Annotated in this window: 19 protein-coding genes and 1 tRNA gene; 7 read left to right on the forward strand and 13 right to left on the reverse strand. The window is 72.0% G+C overall.

The genetic code is table 11. The annotated features are described in order from the left end of the window. Positions 1-7 precede the first annotated feature (7 nt). Together AB0R04_RS12820 and AB0R04_RS12825 are read left to right on the forward strand one after the other, a co-directional pair. Positions 8-625, forward strand: coding sequence for an RraA family protein (locus tag AB0R04_RS12820; protein WP_363370503.1), 618 nt, complete (start codon positions 8-10; stop codon positions 623-625). Positions 626-1,029: 404 nt separating this feature from the next. Then, entirely contained in the window at positions 1,030-1,704 is a 675-nt protein-coding gene (locus tag AB0R04_RS12825) for a Crp/Fnr family transcriptional regulator (RefSeq protein ID WP_030240972.1), read from the forward strand. A gap of 112 nt (positions 1,705-1,816) precedes the next feature. Here AB0R04_RS12825 and AB0R04_RS12830 read toward each other — a convergent pair whose 3' ends face one another. From AB0R04_RS12830 to AB0R04_RS12850, 5 genes are all read right to left on the reverse strand, one after another. Next, positions 1,817-2,650, reverse strand: coding sequence for an MBL fold metallo-hydrolase (locus tag AB0R04_RS12830; RefSeq protein ID WP_363370505.1), 834 nt, complete (start codon positions 2,648-2,650; stop codon positions 1,817-1,819). Continuing rightward, a complete protein-coding gene (locus AB0R04_RS12835; protein ID WP_363370507.1) occupies positions 2,647-2,820 on the reverse strand; it encodes a hypothetical protein in 174 nt (57 codons plus the stop codon). The genes AB0R04_RS12830 and AB0R04_RS12835 overlap by 4 nt, the downstream gene beginning before the upstream one ends. 87 nt (positions 2,821-2,907) lie before the next feature. Continuing rightward, entirely contained in the window at positions 2,908-3,774 is an 867-nt protein-coding gene (locus tag AB0R04_RS12840; RefSeq protein ID WP_350881965.1) for an NUDIX hydrolase, read from the reverse strand. Between the two features lie 64 nt (positions 3,775-3,838). Further along, the gene (locus AB0R04_RS12845) at positions 3,839-4,306 is read right to left on the reverse strand and encodes a RidA family protein (RefSeq protein ID WP_350881963.1); all 468 of its coding nucleotides are present in this window, start codon (positions 4,304-4,306) and stop codon (positions 3,839-3,841) included. Then, entirely contained in the window at positions 4,303-4,461 is a 159-nt protein-coding gene (locus AB0R04_RS12850) for a DUF4177 domain-containing protein (protein WP_094743074.1), read from the reverse strand. The genes AB0R04_RS12845 and AB0R04_RS12850 overlap by 4 nt, the downstream gene beginning before the upstream one ends. Before the next feature lie 208 nt (positions 4,462-4,669). Here AB0R04_RS12850 and AB0R04_RS12855 point away from each other — a divergent pair, with 208 nt between their 5' ends. Together AB0R04_RS12855 and AB0R04_RS12860 are read left to right on the forward strand one after the other, a co-directional pair. Further along, positions 4,670-5,752: an ArsA-related P-loop ATPase gene (locus tag AB0R04_RS12855; RefSeq protein WP_063348661.1), complete on the forward strand. Its 1,083-nt coding sequence runs from the start codon at positions 4,670-4,672 to the stop codon at positions 5,750-5,752. Positions 5,753-5,913: 161 nt separating this feature from the next. After that, the gene (locus tag AB0R04_RS12860) at positions 5,914-7,032 is read left to right on the forward strand and encodes an ArsA family ATPase (protein ID WP_063351282.1); all 1,119 of its coding nucleotides are present in this window, start codon (positions 5,914-5,916) and stop codon (positions 7,030-7,032) included. A 188-nt stretch (positions 7,033-7,220) separates the two neighbouring features. On the opposite strand, the gene AB0R04_RS12865 is transcribed toward AB0R04_RS12860, so the two are convergent. Further along, positions 7,221-7,544: a WhiB family transcriptional regulator gene (locus AB0R04_RS12865; RefSeq protein ID WP_030240986.1), complete on the reverse strand. Its 324-nt coding sequence runs from the start codon at positions 7,542-7,544 to the stop codon at positions 7,221-7,223. Positions 7,545-8,066: 522 nt separating this feature from the next. Here AB0R04_RS12865 and AB0R04_RS12870 point away from each other — a divergent pair. Further along, the gene (locus tag AB0R04_RS12870; RefSeq protein WP_363370510.1) at positions 8,067-10,394 is read left to right on the forward strand and encodes a transglycosylase domain-containing protein; all 2,328 of its coding nucleotides are present in this window, start codon (positions 8,067-8,069) and stop codon (positions 10,392-10,394) included. A gap of 156 nt (positions 10,395-10,550) precedes the next feature. On the opposite strand, the gene AB0R04_RS12875 is transcribed toward AB0R04_RS12870, so the two are convergent. Continuing rightward, entirely contained in the window at positions 10,551-11,006 is a 456-nt protein-coding gene (locus AB0R04_RS12875) for a GatB/YqeY domain-containing protein (RefSeq protein ID WP_363370512.1), read from the reverse strand. Between the two features lie 180 nt (positions 11,007-11,186). Between AB0R04_RS12875 and AB0R04_RS12880 the strand changes: the two genes are divergently transcribed. Beyond that, entirely contained in the window at positions 11,187-12,131 is a 945-nt protein-coding gene (locus AB0R04_RS12880) for a metallophosphoesterase (RefSeq protein WP_363370514.1), read from the forward strand. A gap of 100 nt (positions 12,132-12,231) precedes the next feature. Further along, a tRNA-Pro gene (locus AB0R04_RS12885) sits at positions 12,232-12,305 on the forward strand. A 77-nt stretch (positions 12,306-12,382) separates the two neighbouring features. Here AB0R04_RS12885 and AB0R04_RS12890 read toward each other — a convergent pair. The 6 genes from AB0R04_RS12890 to AB0R04_RS12915 all read right to left on the reverse strand — a co-directional run bounded on the left by AB0R04_RS12890 (position 12,383) and on the right by AB0R04_RS12915 (position 16,215). Continuing rightward, positions 12,383-13,549, reverse strand: coding sequence for a site-specific integrase (locus tag AB0R04_RS12890; protein ID WP_363370516.1), 1,167 nt, complete (start codon positions 13,547-13,549; stop codon positions 12,383-12,385). Beyond that, entirely contained in the window at positions 13,546-13,746 is a 201-nt protein-coding gene (locus AB0R04_RS12895) for a helix-turn-helix domain-containing protein (protein ID WP_363370518.1), read from the reverse strand. The genes AB0R04_RS12890 and AB0R04_RS12895 overlap by 4 nt, the downstream gene beginning before the upstream one ends. Then, complete coding sequence (repSA, locus tag AB0R04_RS12900) at positions 13,743-15,143, reverse strand: replication initiator protein RepSA (protein WP_363370520.1); 1,401 nt, start codon at positions 15,141-15,143, stop codon at positions 13,743-13,745. Before repSA ends, AB0R04_RS12895 begins: the two co-directional genes overlap by 4 nt. A 65-nt stretch (positions 15,144-15,208) precedes the next feature. Next, positions 15,209-15,376 (reverse strand): hypothetical protein, encoded by a 168-nt coding sequence (locus tag AB0R04_RS12905; RefSeq protein WP_363370522.1) that lies wholly within the window; start codon positions 15,374-15,376, stop codon positions 15,209-15,211. 3 nt (positions 15,377-15,379) lie between these two features. Further along, positions 15,380-15,565: a hypothetical protein gene (locus AB0R04_RS12910; RefSeq protein ID WP_363370524.1), complete on the reverse strand. Its 186-nt coding sequence runs from the start codon at positions 15,563-15,565 to the stop codon at positions 15,380-15,382. 101 nt (positions 15,566-15,666) lie between these two features. Further along, complete coding sequence (locus AB0R04_RS12915) at positions 15,667-16,215, reverse strand: GGDEF domain-containing protein (RefSeq protein ID WP_363370525.1); 549 nt, start codon at positions 16,213-16,215, stop codon at positions 15,667-15,669. Positions 16,216-16,289: the final 74 nt, after the last annotated feature.

The raw sequence follows: 16,289 nt of genomic DNA on the forward strand, positions 1-16,289 counted from the left end.
AGGACGCATGGACCAGGACTTCAAGGACATCCCCACCACCACCCTGGCCGACGTGCTCGGGCGCGCCCAGGTCATGGACATCGGCATCCGTCCGCTGTGGGCGGGGGCGCCGCGGGTGGCCGGCCCGGCGTTCACCGTGCAGTGCCCGCCCGGCGACAACCTGATGCTGCACGCGGCGATCTACCGGGCCGGGCCGGGCGCCGTGATCGTCGTCGAGTCGGGCGACCTGGACTACGCACTGGCCGGCGGCAACGTGTGCGCCGTCGCGCAGCGCCGGGGCGTCGCGGCGTTCGTCGCCGACGGCCTGATCCGGGATCTGGGCGAGGTGCGGGAGCTGGGCTTCCCGGTCTTCGCCCGCGGCGTGATCCCGATCCCGGGGGCCAAGCGGGAGCTCGGCACGCACGGCGCCCGGGTGCGCTGCGGCGGCGTGCCGGTGGCGGCCGGTGACATCGTGGTGGCCGACGAGGAGGGGGTCGTGGTGGTGCCCGCCGCCCGGCGCGCCGAGGCCCTGGAGGCGGCCCGCGCCAAGCTGGCCAAGGAGGCCGCCGAGACGCTGGACGGCTGGGAGGCGGCGCACCGCACCCGGATCGAGAAGACCCTCGGCGAACTGGGCTTCACCGGCTGAACCCGGCCCGGTCCGGCTGAACGGGCCGAGCGCCCGCCCCGGCGAGGCCTCGGCCCTGGCCGACCCGCCGCACCGGTTTGTCCGCCGCCGGCGTATCGCAGCACCTGACCGCCCTGCACGGCGGGTCCGACCAGCGCCCACCGGGCCGGCCACGGCGTCCTCTACGCCCGTACGGCGGTGGGCGATTCATTGTTCGAACCGCCCGAGCAGGCGTTCGACCCGGCGCCGCCCCCGCGACGCCCCACCCGGTGACCCGCCGGTACGAATGGCCCCGCACGGCACACCTCGGCACACCCCCTCCTCATATGATCGGAGCGACATGCGCCATGCTTGGTGATGCAGAGCACGGTACGGAACTTGCGCCGGACGGCCCACCCGCCGAACGGCCGAGAAGGAGGAAGCACGTGGACGACGTTCTGCGGCGCGCCGCACTCTTCGCGGCACTCGACGACGAACAGGCCGGCGAGCTGCGCGCTTCCATGACCGAGGTGACCCTCGCCCGTGGTGAGTCGCTGTTCCACGAGGGCGACCCGGGCGACCGGCTGTACGTCGTCGCCGAGGGCAAGGTCAAGCTGCACCGCGCCTCGCCGGACGGACGCGAGAACATGCTCGCCGTCCTCGGCCCCAGCGAGATGATCGGCGAGCTGTCGCTGTTCGACCCGGGCCCGCGCACCGCGACCGCCAGCGCGCTGACCGAGGTCAAGCTGCTCGGCCTGGGCCACGGCGACCTGCAGCCCTGGCTGCACGCCCGCCCCGAGGTCTCCATCGCGCTGCTGCGGGCCATCGCCCGCCGCCTGCGCCGGACCAACGACGTGATGTCCGACCTGGTCTTCTCCGACGTGCCCGGCCGCGTCGCCAAGGCCCTGCTGGACCTCTCCCGCCGCTTCGGCGTGCAGTCCGAGGAGGGCATCCACGTCGCCCACGACCTCACCCAGGAGGAGCTGGCCCAGCTGGTCGGCGCCTCCCGCGAGACGGTCAACAAGGCGCTCGCCGACTTCGCCGGCCGCGGCTGGCTGAAGCTGGAGGCGCGCGCGGTGGTGCTGATGGACGTCGAGCGGCTGTCGCGCCGCTCGCGCTGACCTCGGCGCGCTCACGTCTTCACGCCGTAAGCGCCGTAGCTGCCGTAAACGCCGAAGGGCCCGTCCGAGCGGACGGGTCCTTCGGCGTTCCGCTGCCCGCCGCGCGACGGGATCAGTCGAGGCCCGGGATCAGCCCGTGCTCCTCCAGGTACTCCAGCTGCGCCCGGACCGAGAGCTCGGCGGCCGGCCAGAGCGCCCGGTCGACGTCGGCGTAGACCCGGGCCACCACCTCGTCCGCGGTCCGGCAGCCGGCCTCGACCGCGGTCTCCACCTGGGCGAGCCGGTTGGCCCGGTGGGCGAGGTAGTAGTCGACGGCGCCGAGCGCGTCCGCGAGCGCCGGACCGTGGCCGGGCAGCACCGTCCGCACGCCGTGCGCGGAGGCCATCGTGTGCAGGTGGCGCAGCGAGTCCAGGTAGTTGCCGAGCCGGCCGTCGGGGTGGGCGACCATCGTGGTGCCGCGGCCGAGGACGGTGTCGCCGGTGAGGATCGCGCCGTCGGCGGGCAGGTGGAAGGTCAGCGAGTCCGAGGTGTGGCCGGGGGTGGCGACCACCCGCAGGTCGAGGCCGCCGACGTCCAGCCGCTGGCCGTTGACCAGGCCCTCGGAGCCCAGCCGGTGCGCCGGGTCCAGGGCGCGCACCTCGGTGCCGGTGAGTTCGGCGAAGCGGGCCGCGCCCTCGGAGTGGTCGGCGTGGCCGTGGGTGAGCAGGGTCAGCGCGATGCGTTTGCCCTGCTGTTCCGCGAGGTCGACCACCCGGCGCAGGTGGCCCTCGTGCAGCGGACCGGGGTCGACCACCACGGCGAGGTCCGAGCCGGGCTCGGAGAGCAGCCAGGTGTTGGTGCCGTCCAGCGTCATCGGCGACGGGTTCGGCGCCAGCACGCACAGCGCCCGGGGCGTGGCCTCGCCGTCGATGGTGGCGGCCGGGTCGCCCGGCAGGAGCCCGCTCACCGGTTGTCCCCGCGGGGCCGGTGCAGGGCCCTGAGCGGCAGGACCCGGACGAGCGGCCGCTGGGCCGTCTCGACGAACGGGACCGGACTCTCGCAGGCCGGGGTACGGGGGATCAGGCGGCGGGCGGGCAGCTCGGGTGCCGTCCGGCGAGCCACGGCGTTGTGGGTCATCGGGCGTCGGTCCTCTCTGTTTCTCTGTTTCGAGTCTGTTCGGCGGCGTCGTCGGCGACAGCGCCGACGAGGGCGGGGCCGGTGCGGTCAGGCGTCCTCGGGGAAGTCCCCGTCGATGGTCAGTTCGTCGTACCCGGGCCAGCGGACCGTCATCCGGTCGCCCCGGACCTCGGCCCGGCCCAGCACCGGCTCCAGTGACCGCCCGGCGGCCGCGTCCAGCGCCTCCGCGGCGGTGCGCACCGGCGCCAGCTCGCGCAGCACCGTCACGGTCGGCGGCAGCATCCCGAACCGGCCCTCCTGGTAGCCGAGAACGGCCTCGGCGGGCGTCAGCCAGGCCACCCGGTCGGCCTCGCCGACCTCCAGGGCCGCGCTCTGCCCGGCCGGCAGCGCCGCGACGAAGAACCAGGTGTCGTAGCGGCGCTCCTCGAACTCCGGGGTGACCCAACGGGCCCAACCGCCCAGCAGGTCGCTGCGCAGCACCAGGGCGTGGTCGCGGAGGAACTCGGCGAAGGACAGCTCGTGCGCCTCCAGCGCCGCCCGCTCGGCGCTCCAGTCGCGCGGCGCGGCGACACTGTCCGCGTCCGGGCCGGCCAGCAGGACACCGGCCTCCTCGAAGGTCTCGCGGACGGCCGCGCAGACCACCGCCCGCGCCGTCCGGGCGTCCACCCCGAGCCGCCGCGCCCACTCCTCGGGCGCCGGTCCGGCCCAGCCCGTCTCCACCTCGGCGTCGCGCGGATCCACCCCGCCGCCCGGGTAGGCGTACATGCCGGCCGCGAAGGCCATCGAGGTGCGCCGGCGCAGCAGGTACGCCTGCGGCCCGGCGGCCGCGTCGCGCAGCAGCACGACCGTCGCGGCGAGCCTGGGCACCGGCGGGGTCAGCACGCCGGAGTCGACCGCCCGGATCCGGGCGGGCCAACCGGGCGGCATCGGGAGCGTCGTCGCTCGATGGTCCATGCCCGGATGCTAAGCGTACGAAGGCGGGGTTGGACAGGCCCAACCCCGCCTTTCGCGATCACACTCAGCTGCTCTTGACGCGCACCTGGAGCTCGACCTCGACCGGGGCGTCCAGCGGCAGCACCGCGACGCCGACCGCACTGCGGGCGTGCACCCCGGCCTCGCCCAGCACCTTGCCGAGCAGTTCGCTGGCACCGTTGATCACGCCCGGCTGACCGGTGAAGTCGGGGGCGGAGGCGACGAAGCCGACCACCTTCACGACCCGCTCGATCTGGTCCAGGTCACCGATCACCGACTTGATCGCGGCCAGCGCGTTCAGCGCGCAGGTCTGCGCGAGCTCCTTGGCCTCCTCCGGGGAGACCTCGGCGCCGACCTTGCCGGTGCTCGGCAGCTTGCCGCCGACGACCGGCAGCTGGCCGGAGGTGAACACGAACTCGCCCGAGCGCAGGGCCGGCACGTACGCGGCGACCGGAGCGGCCACCGGCGGCAGGGTCAGCCCCAGGTCGGCGAGCTTGGCCTCGACCTTGCTCATGCGTTCTTCTCCCGCTTGAAGTAGGCCACCAGCTGCTCCGGGTTCGGGCCCGGCACGACCTGGACGAGCTCCCAGCCGTCCTCGCCGAAGTTGTCCAGGATCTGCTTGGTGGCGTGCACGAGCAGAGGCGCCGTCATGTATTCCCACTTGGTCATGGCCAGACTCTAGACGAGCGGCCGCGGCGATCGGCGCCGCCCACGGACCGGCGTGTGAGGTGGCCCACAAAGGGGGCATGATTCAGGCCCGGCCCCCCTGGTGCTCCGGGCATCCGGCGCGCTCCCTGGTTACCCTCGCGAGAGGGCACCGGTAGTTCGGGCCGGCCGACGGAGCGGCCCCGGCCCACGAGACGGACGGAGACGGAGCGTGGCACGCACCCCCGGCCAGGCGGCCCGGCGCGACCCCGACTGGGAGGGCGTCCGGCTGCACGTGGTCAGCGGCAAGGGCGGCACCGGGAAGACCACGCTGGCCGCCGCGCTGGCGCTGGCGCTCGCCGCCGACGGCGGCCGGGTGCTGCTGATCGAGGTCGAGGGGCGCCAGGGCATCGCCGAACTGTTCGGCATCGCCGCCCTCCCGTACGAGGAGCGCCGGATCGCCGCGGTCTCCCGCGCCCAGCTGGGCCTGCCCCCCGACGACGGGGGCGGCGGGGGCGGCGGCGAGGTGTTCGCGCTGGCCATCGACCCCGAGCAGGCGCTGCTCGAGTACCTGGAGATGTTCTACAAGCTCGGCCGGGCCGGCAAGGCGCTGCAGAAGGTCGGCTTCGTCGACTTCGCAACCACCATCGCGCCCGGCGTCCGGGACGTCCTGCTCACCGGCAAGGCCTGCGAGGCGGCCCGGCGCAAGGGCCCCGACGGCCGCCGCCGCTACGACGCGGTCGTGATGGACGCACCGCCGACCGGGCGGCTCACCCGGTTCCTGAACGTGAACGCCGAGGTCGCCGGGCTGGCCCGGATCGGGCCGATACACACCCAGGCGCAGGCCGTGATGCGGGTGCTGAAATCGCCGGAGACCGCGGTGCACCTGGTCACCCTGCTGGAGGAGATGCCGGTGCAGGAGACGGTCGACGGCTTCGCCGAGCTGCGCGAGGCCAGGCTCCCGGTGGGCGGGGTGATGGTCAACATGGTCCGGCCGCCGGTGCTGGACGCCGCGGCGGTGGCCGCGGTGGACGGGAACCACCGCGAGGAGGTCGCCCTGGCCCTCGGCGAGGCCGGGCTCGGCGGGCGCTCGCGCAAGCCGGAGACGGTCCGGGCGGCGGTGGAGCCGCTGCTCGACCCGCTGCTGGAGCAGGCCAGGGAGCACGCCGAGCGGGTCGAGCTGGAGCGCGAGCAGCGCGCCGACCTCCAGCAACTGCGGCTCCCCACGTACGAACTGCCACTGCTGGGCGAGGGCGTGGACCTCGGCGGGCTGTACCGGCTGGCGGGCGAACTGAAGCGGCAGGGGGCGGCGTGACCACCAACGGAACCAGCGGAGCCGGCGGAGCCAGCGGGAACGGCGGGGCCGGCCGGGCCCACGGCGGCGGTAGCAGCGGCAGCGGCGGGGTCGGCAACGGCGGGGTCGGCAACGGCGGCAGCGGTGTCCGGGCCGCCGGCAGCCGGCTCGCCGTCGACAGGCTGATCGACGACCCGAGGACCAGGATCATCGTCTGCTGCGGCTCCGGCGGCGTCGGCAAGACCACCACCGCCGCGGCGATCGGCCTGCGGGCCGCCGAACGCGGCCGCAAGGTCGTCGTTCTGACCATCGACCCGGCCCGTCGGCTCGCCCAGTCGATGGGCCTCACCGAGCTGGACAACACCCCCCGGGTCGTCAAGGGGGTCACCGGCGACGGCGAGCTGCAGGCCATGATGCTCGACATGAAGCGGACCTTCGACGAGGTCGTGCTCGCCCACGCCGAGCCCGAACGGGCCAAGGCGATCATGGAGAACCCGTTCTACCAGTCCCTGTCGGCCGGCTTCGCGGGCACGCAGGAGTACATGGCGATGGAGAAGCTCGGGCAGCTGCGCGACGCCGAGGAATGGGACCTGATCGTCGTCGACACCCCGCCGTCCCGCTCCGCGCTGGACTTCCTGGACGCGCCCAACCGGCTCGGCTCCTTCCTCGACGGCCGGGTGATCCGGATCCTGACCGCCCCCGCCAAGGTCGGCGGCCGCAGCGCGATGAGGTTCCTCAACGCCGGCATGGGCCTGATCACCGGCACCCTGGGCAAGATCTTCGGCGCCCAGCTGCTCACCGACGTGCAGACCTTCGTCAGCGCGATGGACTCCATGTTCGGCGGCTTCCGCGAGCGCGCCGACCGCACGTACCAGCTGCTCAAGGCGCCGGGCACGGCGTTCCTGGTGGTGGCCGCGCCCGAGCGGGACGCGCTGCGCGAGGCGGCGTACTTCGTCGACCGGCTCGCCGCGGACCGGATGCCGCTGGCCGGTCTGGTGCTCAACCGGGTGCACGGCTCGGGCGCGCCGCAGCTCACCGCGGAACGGGCGCTGGCGGCCGCCGAGGCACTGGAGGAGAACGGCTCGGAGCACGCCTCGCCCGAGGCCGAACTGCTCGCGGCCGGGCTGCTGAGGCTGCACGCCGAACGGATGCAGATCATGGGGCGGGAGCGCCGCACCCGCGACCGCTTCGTCTCCGTGTACCCGGACGTGCCGATCGTGGAGGTCGCCGCGCTGCCGGGCGACGTGCACGACCTGGACGGGCTGCGTGCCATCGGGGACCGGCTCAGCGGCACCGCGTAGGCACCGGCCCGGCCCGGGCGCCCGACACCGGTGCGCCCGGCGCGAACGCCCTCGATGCGGATGTCCCCAGCATGAACGTCCTCGGCGCGGGTGCGCCGGACACGAGTGCGCTGGGCACCGATGTCCTCAGCCCGATGGCCCCCCGGCACCGGTCTGCCACGGCGCGGGTCCGCACCGCGCCGGTGTGCTCAGCCCGCCTGGGCGTAGTCCGTCAGTATCACGCCGGTCGCGAGGGACTCCTCGTACTCGGTGCGGGCCGTCTCCAGCAGCCTCCGCCACGAGATGACCGTCGGGCGGCGGCGCAGCAGCGCCCGGCGCTCGCGCTCCGTCATCCCGCCCCAGACCCCGAACTCGACCCGGTTGTCCAGTGCGTCCGCCAGGCACTCCGTGCGGACGGGGCAACCGCTGCACACCGCCTTGGCGCGATTCTGCGCCGCCCCCTGGACGAACAACTCGTCCGGATCACTCGTGCGGCAGGCGGCCTGCGCACTCCAGTCGTCAACCCAGCCCATCCCGGCGCCGTCCTCTCCCGTATCGAGGCTCCCCCACGGCGGCAACGGCATATTCACCGTTGCCAGTTGAGGACGTTACGGAAGAACGACAGCGAGCAACAGCCCCTCCGGGCTCAATCTCGCATGACCCGATTGGACTATGGGTACCGGTCAGCTCACTCGTTGGAGTGATCGCAGGTCGCAAGCCTTGTCAATCGCGGCGCAGCAACTCTCGCCACGCGCGTCATCACGGAGCGCTACCGTTCACACGGGTGCAGCAGGCCGCAGCTGCCTCAAAAACCCTCTAATATCGGGCAATTCGGGCAAGTCTCTGCACTCACAAGAGTGAATGATGTTGACGCACCGAAGCTGTCGCAAGCTTGTGACAAGCGTAGGGGAACACCTGCCCCTATGGGCGGGATTCCGCGACGTAGGGTTCTCCTCATGGCACCGAAGCGCCCCCAGGCATCCCAGCCCCCAGGCAACACCGGAGCTCCGCGCGATAAGCGCCGCGAGTCGCCGCTCGACATCGCGGGACACGGAGTGAAGTTCCTGGGCGTCAGCGTGCTCTCCGGAGTCCTGCTGGCAGGCCTCGCCCTGCCCGCCGTCGGCGCCATCGGGCTGACCGCCAAGGACACGGCGGAGAGCTTCTCCAACATCTCCGACGACTTCAAGACCCCGCCGCTCACCCAGGCGACGCAGATCTTCGACGCCAAGGGCGGCCTGATCGCCAAGGTGTACGAGCGCGACCGCACCGTCCTCACCGCCGACCAGATGTCACCGTTCATGCGGCACGCCCAGGTCGACATCGAGGACGCCCGCTTCTACGAGCACGGCGCCGTCGACCTCAAGGGCGTGCTCCGCGCCATCGGCAAGAACGCCGAGAGCGGCACCACCTCGCAGGGCGCCTCGACGCTGACCCAGCAGTACGTGAAGAACGTCAACGTCGAGAAGGCCGGCGACGACCAGGCCGCGGTGCTGGAGGCGCAGCGCAAGACCCTGGGTCGCAAGATCCAGGAACTCAAGGTCGCGATCAAGCTGGAAGAGGACCTGTCGAAGGACCAGATCCTCACCAACTACCTCAACATCACCTTCTACGGCCACCAGGCCTACGGCATCGAAGCCGCCTCCCAGCGCTACTTCAGCAAGAGCAACAAGGACCTGACCGTCGCCGAGGCCGCCACCCTGGCCGGCATGGTGCAGAACCCGTCGTCCTACGACCCGGTGCGCTACCCCGACAACACGGTCAAGCGCCGCAACGTCGTGATCGACAAGATGCTCGAGAACAAGCACATCACCGCGGACCAGGCCAAGGAGGCCAAGGCCGCCCCGCTGGGCCTGAAGTTCAAGGACCCGCAGAACGGCTGCATCACCGCCCAGGCCGGCATGGGCTTCTTCTGCGACTACGTACGCCACGTGGTCAAGCAGGACCCGGCGTTCGGCAAGAGCGTCGCCGACCGCAAGAAGCTGTGGGACACCGGCGGCCTGAACATCTACACCACGCTGGACCCGGACAAGCAGGCCGCCGCCCAGAACGCCGTCACCAAGAAGGTCAACGTGACGGACACGGTCTCGGCCGCCGCGACCATGATGGAGCCCGGCACCGGCAAGATCCTGGCCATGGCCCAGACCCGCCCGTACGGCCTGGACCCGAACAAGAACCAGACCGTCGTCAACCTCAACGTCGACTCCGCGATGGGCGGCGGCAACGGCTTCCAGACCGGCTCGACGTTCAAGCCGATCCTCGCCGCGGCAGCCCTGGAGTCGGGCCTGTCGCCCACCCAGCCGTTCCCCTCCGAGAACAAGATCGACTACCCGCAGATGACCACCTGCACGGGTACCTGGAGGAACACCGACAAGCCCAAGGCCACGGTGAAGAACGAGTCGACCGGCGAGGTCGGCCCGTACGAGCTCAAGCAGGCCATGGCCCTCTCGGTCAACACCTACTTCGTGCAGATGGAGCAGCAGGTCGGCCTCTGCGCGATGAAGCAGATGGCCAACAAGCTGGGCATCACCCAGTCCGCCAAGGGCGACGCCTTCCAGGAGGTCCCCTCGATGGTCCTCGGCACCCTGGAGCTCAGCCCGCTGACCATGTCGAACGTCTACGCGACCTTCGCGGCCCGCGGCAAGTACTGCACCCCGGTCGCGATCAACAAGATCAGCACGGTCGACGGCAAGGAGGTCAAGGTCCCGCAGACCACCTGCAGCCAGGCCTTCTCCGAGCAGACCGCGGACGCCCTCAACACCGTCCTGCTCAACGTGACCGAGAAGGGCACCGCGGCCGCGCTCAAGCTCGACGACGGCCGGCAGATCGCCGGTAAGACCGGTACCACCGACGAGAAGAAGGCCGCCTGGTTCAGCGGCTACACCCCGTCGCTGGCCACCTCCGTCTGGCTCGGCGGCCCGGCCGGCGGCGTCAAGATGAAGAACATCAACATCGGCGGCAAGCACTTCGACGAGGTGTTCGGCGCCGACGGCCCCGGTCCGATCTGGCAGCTGGCGATGAACCAGGCCCTCAAGGGCTCGTCGCCGGAGCAGATCCAGACCATCAACATCCCGGACCCGGCGCCCAAGACCGACCCCAACGCCAACCAGAGCGGCGGGGCCACGCCGCCGGCCGACCCCAACGCCCAGCAGCAGCCCGGCGGCAACCCGCCGCCCCAGGGCGGGAACCCCGCGGGGAGCCCCGGTGGCAACCCGGGCGGGAACCCGGGTGGGAACCCCGGCGGCGGCAACCCGGGCGGCGGCAGCAACAACGCCGGCGGGATGATCGGCGGCGGGTTCACCTTCCCGCCGGGCGTCATCGGCGGGAACAACGGCGGCAACGGTGGAAACGGCAACGGCGGCAAGCACGGCGGCAACAACGGCTGACCGGCCCCCGGCCCGGGCACGACACGACGAAGGGGCGCCCTCCGAGATCACTCTCGGAGGGCGCCCCTTCGGGCTTGGCCGACGGTGCCAGCCGGGCCCTGGACCTTCGGGCCCGGCCACTGGCACCCTTCGGGCCTTCGGGTCTGGCAGCGGGGCTCAGCCCGTCAGCGCCGCCTTCACCGCGGCGGCCACCCGGCCGCCCTCCGCCAGGCCGTCCACCTTCGGCTTCACCAGCTTCATCACGGCGCCCATCGCCTGCGGGCCGGCCGCCCCGCTCTCGGCGACGGCGGCCGCCACGATCGCGGTCAGCTCCTCGTCGGAGAGCTGCTTGGGCAGGTACCCCGCCAGCACCTCGCCCTCCAAGCGCTCCCGGGCCGCCTGCTCCACCCGGCCGGCGGTGTCGAACGCCTCCGCCGCCTCCCGGCGCTTCTTCGCCTCGCGGCCGATCACCTTCAGCACCTCGTCATCGGACAGCTCGCGCTTCGCCTTACCCGCCACCTCCTCGCTGGTGACGGCGGCCAGCGTGAGCCGGATGGTGGACGAGCGCAGCTCGTCCCGGTCCCTGATCGCGGCCGTGAGGTCCTCGTGCAGCTTCGCCTTGAGCGTCGTCATGGCCCCGAGTCTCCCACCTGCGGCGTTCGGTCGCTTGCCATTAACCGGCCCGTCGGCAGGCAACGGCGCCGCCGGCACGCAGCGGACCCGCCGGCACGTGGCCGACCCGCCGGTGGCCCCGCATCCGCGCACGGCCACCGGACGTTCACCGGCTGATCCACCGTCTGAGAGCATGGAGCGATGCGACCGCTGTACTCCGTTCCCCTCGGCTTCGCCGCCGCCGGCGCCGCCTGCCTCGCCTACTCCGTCGGGTACGAGGTCCGTTCCTTCCGGCTCCGCCGGGTCGAGGTCCCCGTCCTGCCCCACGGCGCCCGGCCCATCCGGGTACTGCAGGTCTCCGACATCCACATGGTGAGCGGGCAGGGCAAGAAGCAGCGCTGGCTGCAGAGCCTCGCCGGCCTGCGCCCCGACCTCGTCGTCAACACCGGCGACAACCTCTCCGACCCCCTCGGCGTCCCCGCCGCCCTGGACGCGCTCGGGCCCCTCATGGACTTCCCCGGCGTCTACGTCTTCGGCTCCAACGACTACTACGGCCCGGCCCGCAAGAACCCGGCCCGCTACCTCCAGGCGATGCGCAGCGGCGCCCACGGCCTCAACAACGCCGACGGCACCGGCCGCCGCGGCATCACCGAGGCCGTCCACAACCCGTGGGAGAAGCTCCGCGACGGCTTCGACGCGGCCGGCTGGCTCGACCTCACCAACACCCGCGGCCGGCTCACCATCGGCGGCCTCGACCTCGAATTCACCGGCCTCGACGACCCGCACATCCGCCGCGACCGCTACAGCGAGGTCGCCGGCGGCCCCTCCCCCGACGCCGACCTCTCCCTCGCCGTCGTCCACGCCCCCTACCTGCGTGTCCTCGACGCCTTCACCGCCGACCGCTACCCGCTGATCCTGGCCGGCCACACCCACGGCGGCCAGCTCTGCATCCCCTTCTACGGCGCCCTGGTCACCAACTGCGACCTCGACGCCCGACGGGTCAAGGGCCTCTCCACCCACCAGGCCGGCGGCCGCCGCTCCTACCTCCACGTCTCCGCCGGCTGCGGCACCAACCGCTACACCCCCGTCCGCTTCGCCTGCCCCCCCGAGGCCACCCTCCTCACCCTCACCCCGGCCCCCCGCTGACCTGCACCGGACGCCCGCCAAGAACCGGATTTCGTGTCTCGGCGAGCGTCCGGTAGAGTTCTACTCGTTGCGAAGGAGACGGAGCAACAAACCGCAGGACCGGGGTGTGGCGCAGCTTGGTAGCGCGCTTCGTTCGGGACGAAGAGGCCGTGGGTTCAAATCCCGCCACCCCGACCCAGTAGTTGCAGGTAAGGGCCCTGCCGGAGAAATCCGGTAGGGCCCTTCCTCGTTCTGCGCTACTAACTGAGTGACTAAGCCTCAGCGCCTTGCTTGAAGATGTCGTCCATGACCGTCGCACCGGTCTGGATCACCGGGCGGATCTGCTTCCGGTAGACCTCCTCCGTGACCGACGTACTGGAGTGCCCGACCAATCGGGAGATCTCCTCCAGGGGCACCCCACTGTCCGAGAGCAGGGACACGAAGCTGTGGCGTAGCTCACGCGGCGTCCACTCGGCGGCGTTCACTCCCTCGGCCTTGGTGATGGCGGCGCGGAAGGCTCGGCGGACGTGGGAGGGGTCTAGCTCTGTGCCCACCGCGGAGTGGAAGACGAGGTCGTTCTCCTCCCACTTGTCGCCAGCGGCGAGGCGATCCCAGCCCTGATCGACCCAGTGGTCCCAGAGCGCTTCGACGCACCGGGCAGGGAGCGCGAGCGTCCTCCGAGACTTGCGGGTCTTGGTGTCGCCGCCGGCCCGAACCGACCGCCATACGGCGATGTGCGGCGGGACCGGTGGGGCCGCCTCCGGCTGGCCCTTCAGGAACACGTGGTCCCAGGTCAGCGCCCGCAGTTCCTCCGTCCGAGCACCTGTGAGCAGGGAGACCACGACGTAGGCATACACGGAGGTCTTTTCGGCCGCCTTCAGGACCGCCTCGGCCTGAGCGAAGGTCAGCGCCTTCGATGGCCGGCCTGGCTGACCGGTGGGGACTGAGCACAGCTCGACCACGTTGCGCTTCACCTTGTCCCGGGCCATGGCGCGTTTGACGGCCCGGTTCAGGCAGGAGTGGAGGCCCTGCAGCGTGCGCGTGCTCAGGGTCTTGGCCTTGCCGGCCAACCACCGGTCGACGTCCTCTGCGCTCAGGTCACGCAGCTTGCGGGCGCCGAGCGCCGGGACCACGTGCGTCCGGCTGAGGATGGTCAGGGTCTTCACGGTCTCTTCGTCCCGACCCGCCAGGCCGTACATCAGCCAGTCGTCCACCGCGTTCGCCACGGTGTAGTTCGTGGGCGCGATCGCCAAGCCGTCTTCGTGGTCCCGCAGGACTTCCTTCAGCTTGTTCTTCGCCTCGGTCTTGGTCTTGCCGCTGCCGCGCTTCATGATGCGCTTGCCGCTCGGGTCAAAGCCGAGGCTGGCGGTGGCGATCCATCGCTGACGCTTCTCATCCCAGTGAAGCCCGCCGTCTCCCCTACTCCGGCGCTTGGTCACCGATTACCCCTTGCTTCGCGCTCCAGCAGCGCTACGTAGTCAGCTATCGCGGCTGCCGGGATGCGACGGGAACGGCCCTCACTGACGGTGCGGAGGCGTCCGGTGCGGATCAGGTCGTAGATGACCGTCCGGCTCAGGTTCAGGGCCTCGACAGCATCCGCCACCCGGTAGAGGACCGGCTCTGTCGTGGTGGTCACCCGTTCCCCTCTTCTCGCGCAAGTTGGGCGCGCATCTCCTGTCGGTCGGTGGTGTGGCGTTCGTGCAGGTCCCGGGCGATGGTGGCGGCGAGCATCGACTCACCCGGGGAGTTTCCGGCGCCGGCGAAGGTCCAGTGGGCGATGATCAGCGTTTCGGCTTCGGGAAGGTCGTCCAGGTCCGGGAGGCCGGCGGCGAGGAGGCGTTCCCGGAGTTCGGTGCGGGCTTGTTCGGCGCGGTAGTCGGCGCGGACCTGGCGCAGGGCGCCGAGGGTGGTCGAGTAGGTGGGGGACTTGCTGGAGAAGTGGCCGCGGAAGCCGAGCATGTGGGACCAGTGCGCGAGCAGGCGGCCGGGGTAGTGCTGGTCGAGGTCCCAGCAGGTTTCGATCAGGCGGCGGGTGTGGGCGGGCAGGTCGTGCCGGTCGAGTTCGTGGCGCTCCAGGATGCGCCGGTCTACCGTCTCGGTCGTCTCGGCGGACTTGGTGGCGTACTTGGCGATGTAGGAGGCGACGGCCCGTTCCGTGATCTCCCCGCCGGCGAAGGCACCGATCGGGCGGACATCGACCTGCGTGCCCCACTCCAGGACGCGGGCGGGCTGGTCACCTCCGGCAGCTACAGGGACACCGGCGCGGCGGGCGGCGGCCCGGATCGCGGCGTCCAGCAGGGCGACGGTGGCCCATACGGGCGGGGGCGTGTTGGGGCCGCCGGGGCCGTCGATGCGGATGACGGCGTGGAAGTGGACGGCGCCGCGGCGCTGGTACTCGGCGACCTTGCCGAACGAGATCTTCGCCTGCTCCTTGAAGTCCCGCTGGTAGAGCCCGGTCATCTTCGCCATGACCCGGAACAGGTAGATCGTGAAGCGGCGCCACAGGTCCGGGGCGTGGTTGTTCCACAGCACCGCGTGCCCGTAGTCGTACCGCTCCGGGGTCAGTGGCGTGCCGAGCAGCGGTGATCCGGCGGGGTGGGCGTGGCCGCAGCGGCAGGTGCCCTTGTCGGGCCGGTTGTGGACCGGCCCGAACGAGGGGGCGGTGAGGGTGGCGAAGACCCGGGGGTGGGAGCGGACCGTGGTCGGGACGTTCTTGGTGGTGTCTCCGGCGAGGCCGGCGCGGATCAGGTGGAAGGTGTCCGCCGAGTACGTCCGGGCGCAGGACGGGCAGCGGGAGGAACGCCGGTTGCCGCAGGCGACCTTGAGACGCTGGCCGGGCTCGTGCTCCGTCGAGTACCGGTGCCAGACGGCGCCGGTGGGGGCGTGGGTGAGGGTGCGGAAGCCCTTGAGGTGGATCGGGTTCGAGCAGCCGCCGGTACGGCGGAGCTGGTCCTGGAGGCGGGGAAGGTCACCTCGGGAGGCGAGGCGGGCCAGGTCCGCGAGGGCCAGTCGGTCCGGGAGTTGGTGGAGCACGGGGTCATCTCCTGTGGGAGAGGGCCCCGGAGCCGGGTGGGCGAGCGGCTCCGAGGCGGAGCGGCTCAGGACGGGTTGGCGGGCTTCTGGTGGCGGTCAGTCCACACTTCGGCGCAGACCTTGTGGACGGGCTTGCCACGGTCGGAGCGCAGGTTGGTGGGCTTGTCGCAGACGCCGCAGGGGGCGGGCTGCGGGGCCCAGTGGCGGGAGTCGCGCCAGTCGAGGAGGGCCACCGGTCAGGCCGCCTTGGCGGTGGTGGCCAACGGGCGGGCGATGGTGCCGGCACCGTGGCAGGTCGGGCAGGTGACCGGGACGGTGGCGCGGGAGCCGTCGCGGCGGCGGACACCGGTGGCGATGACGACGGAGGCGAAGCCGGAGCAGTTCGGGCAAATCCGGCTCGGGGCGTGGCTGTGCTGCGGCATGATGGTGGTCTCCTTCGTGGGCTTCGGTTCGGGAAGGGGTTGCGGCCTCGGGGTGGCGGGATGCTTGGCGGCGTGTTGCCGCCCCGGGGCCGGTCTTCGAATCAGCGGCGGCGGGAGGTGCGACCGTCGCGCTTGTGCGCGTACATGTCCCGGTCGGCGCAGGCGAGTGCGTCCGTGAGCGAGACGACCGGCAGCTCGGCGACGGGGCAGATACCCACCGAGGCGGAGGCCGGGAGCGTGAGGCCGGAGTGCGGAACCGGCTGGTTGAGGGCTGCGCGGAGGTCGGGCAGGCGCTCGGGAGCGTCCAGGACGACGGCGGCGAACTCGTCCCCGCCGAGGCGGGCGGCGATGCCGGGACGGCCGCACCAGGCGGACAGGCGAGCGGCGGTTGCGGTGAGCACGACGTCGCCGGCGGCGTGGCCGTAGGTGTCGTTGGTGGCCTTGAAGTCGTCCAGGTCGATCAGCAGTACCGAGGCGCGGTCCGGGTGACGCTGGGTCAGCCGGTGGGCGCGGGTGGTAAAGCCGTCGCGGGTGTGGAGCCCGGTGAGCGGGTCGCGGCGGGCGGTCGCGAGGCGGCGGTTCAGCCAGGCGCCGTGGGTGGTCCATCCGATCAGCGGTGCACCGGCGGCAAAGATCGTGGGCAGATCCATGTGCGGTCCTTCGTGATGGGTGTGGTTGGGGTTGCGATCTCCGGGGCGGCGGGATGCTGGCGGCGTGTTGGCCG

It is taken from the genome of Kitasatospora sp. NPDC056731, from assembly GCF_040687675.1.
Classification (GTDB): Bacteria; Actinomycetota; Actinomycetes; order Streptomycetales; family Streptomycetaceae; genus Kitasatospora.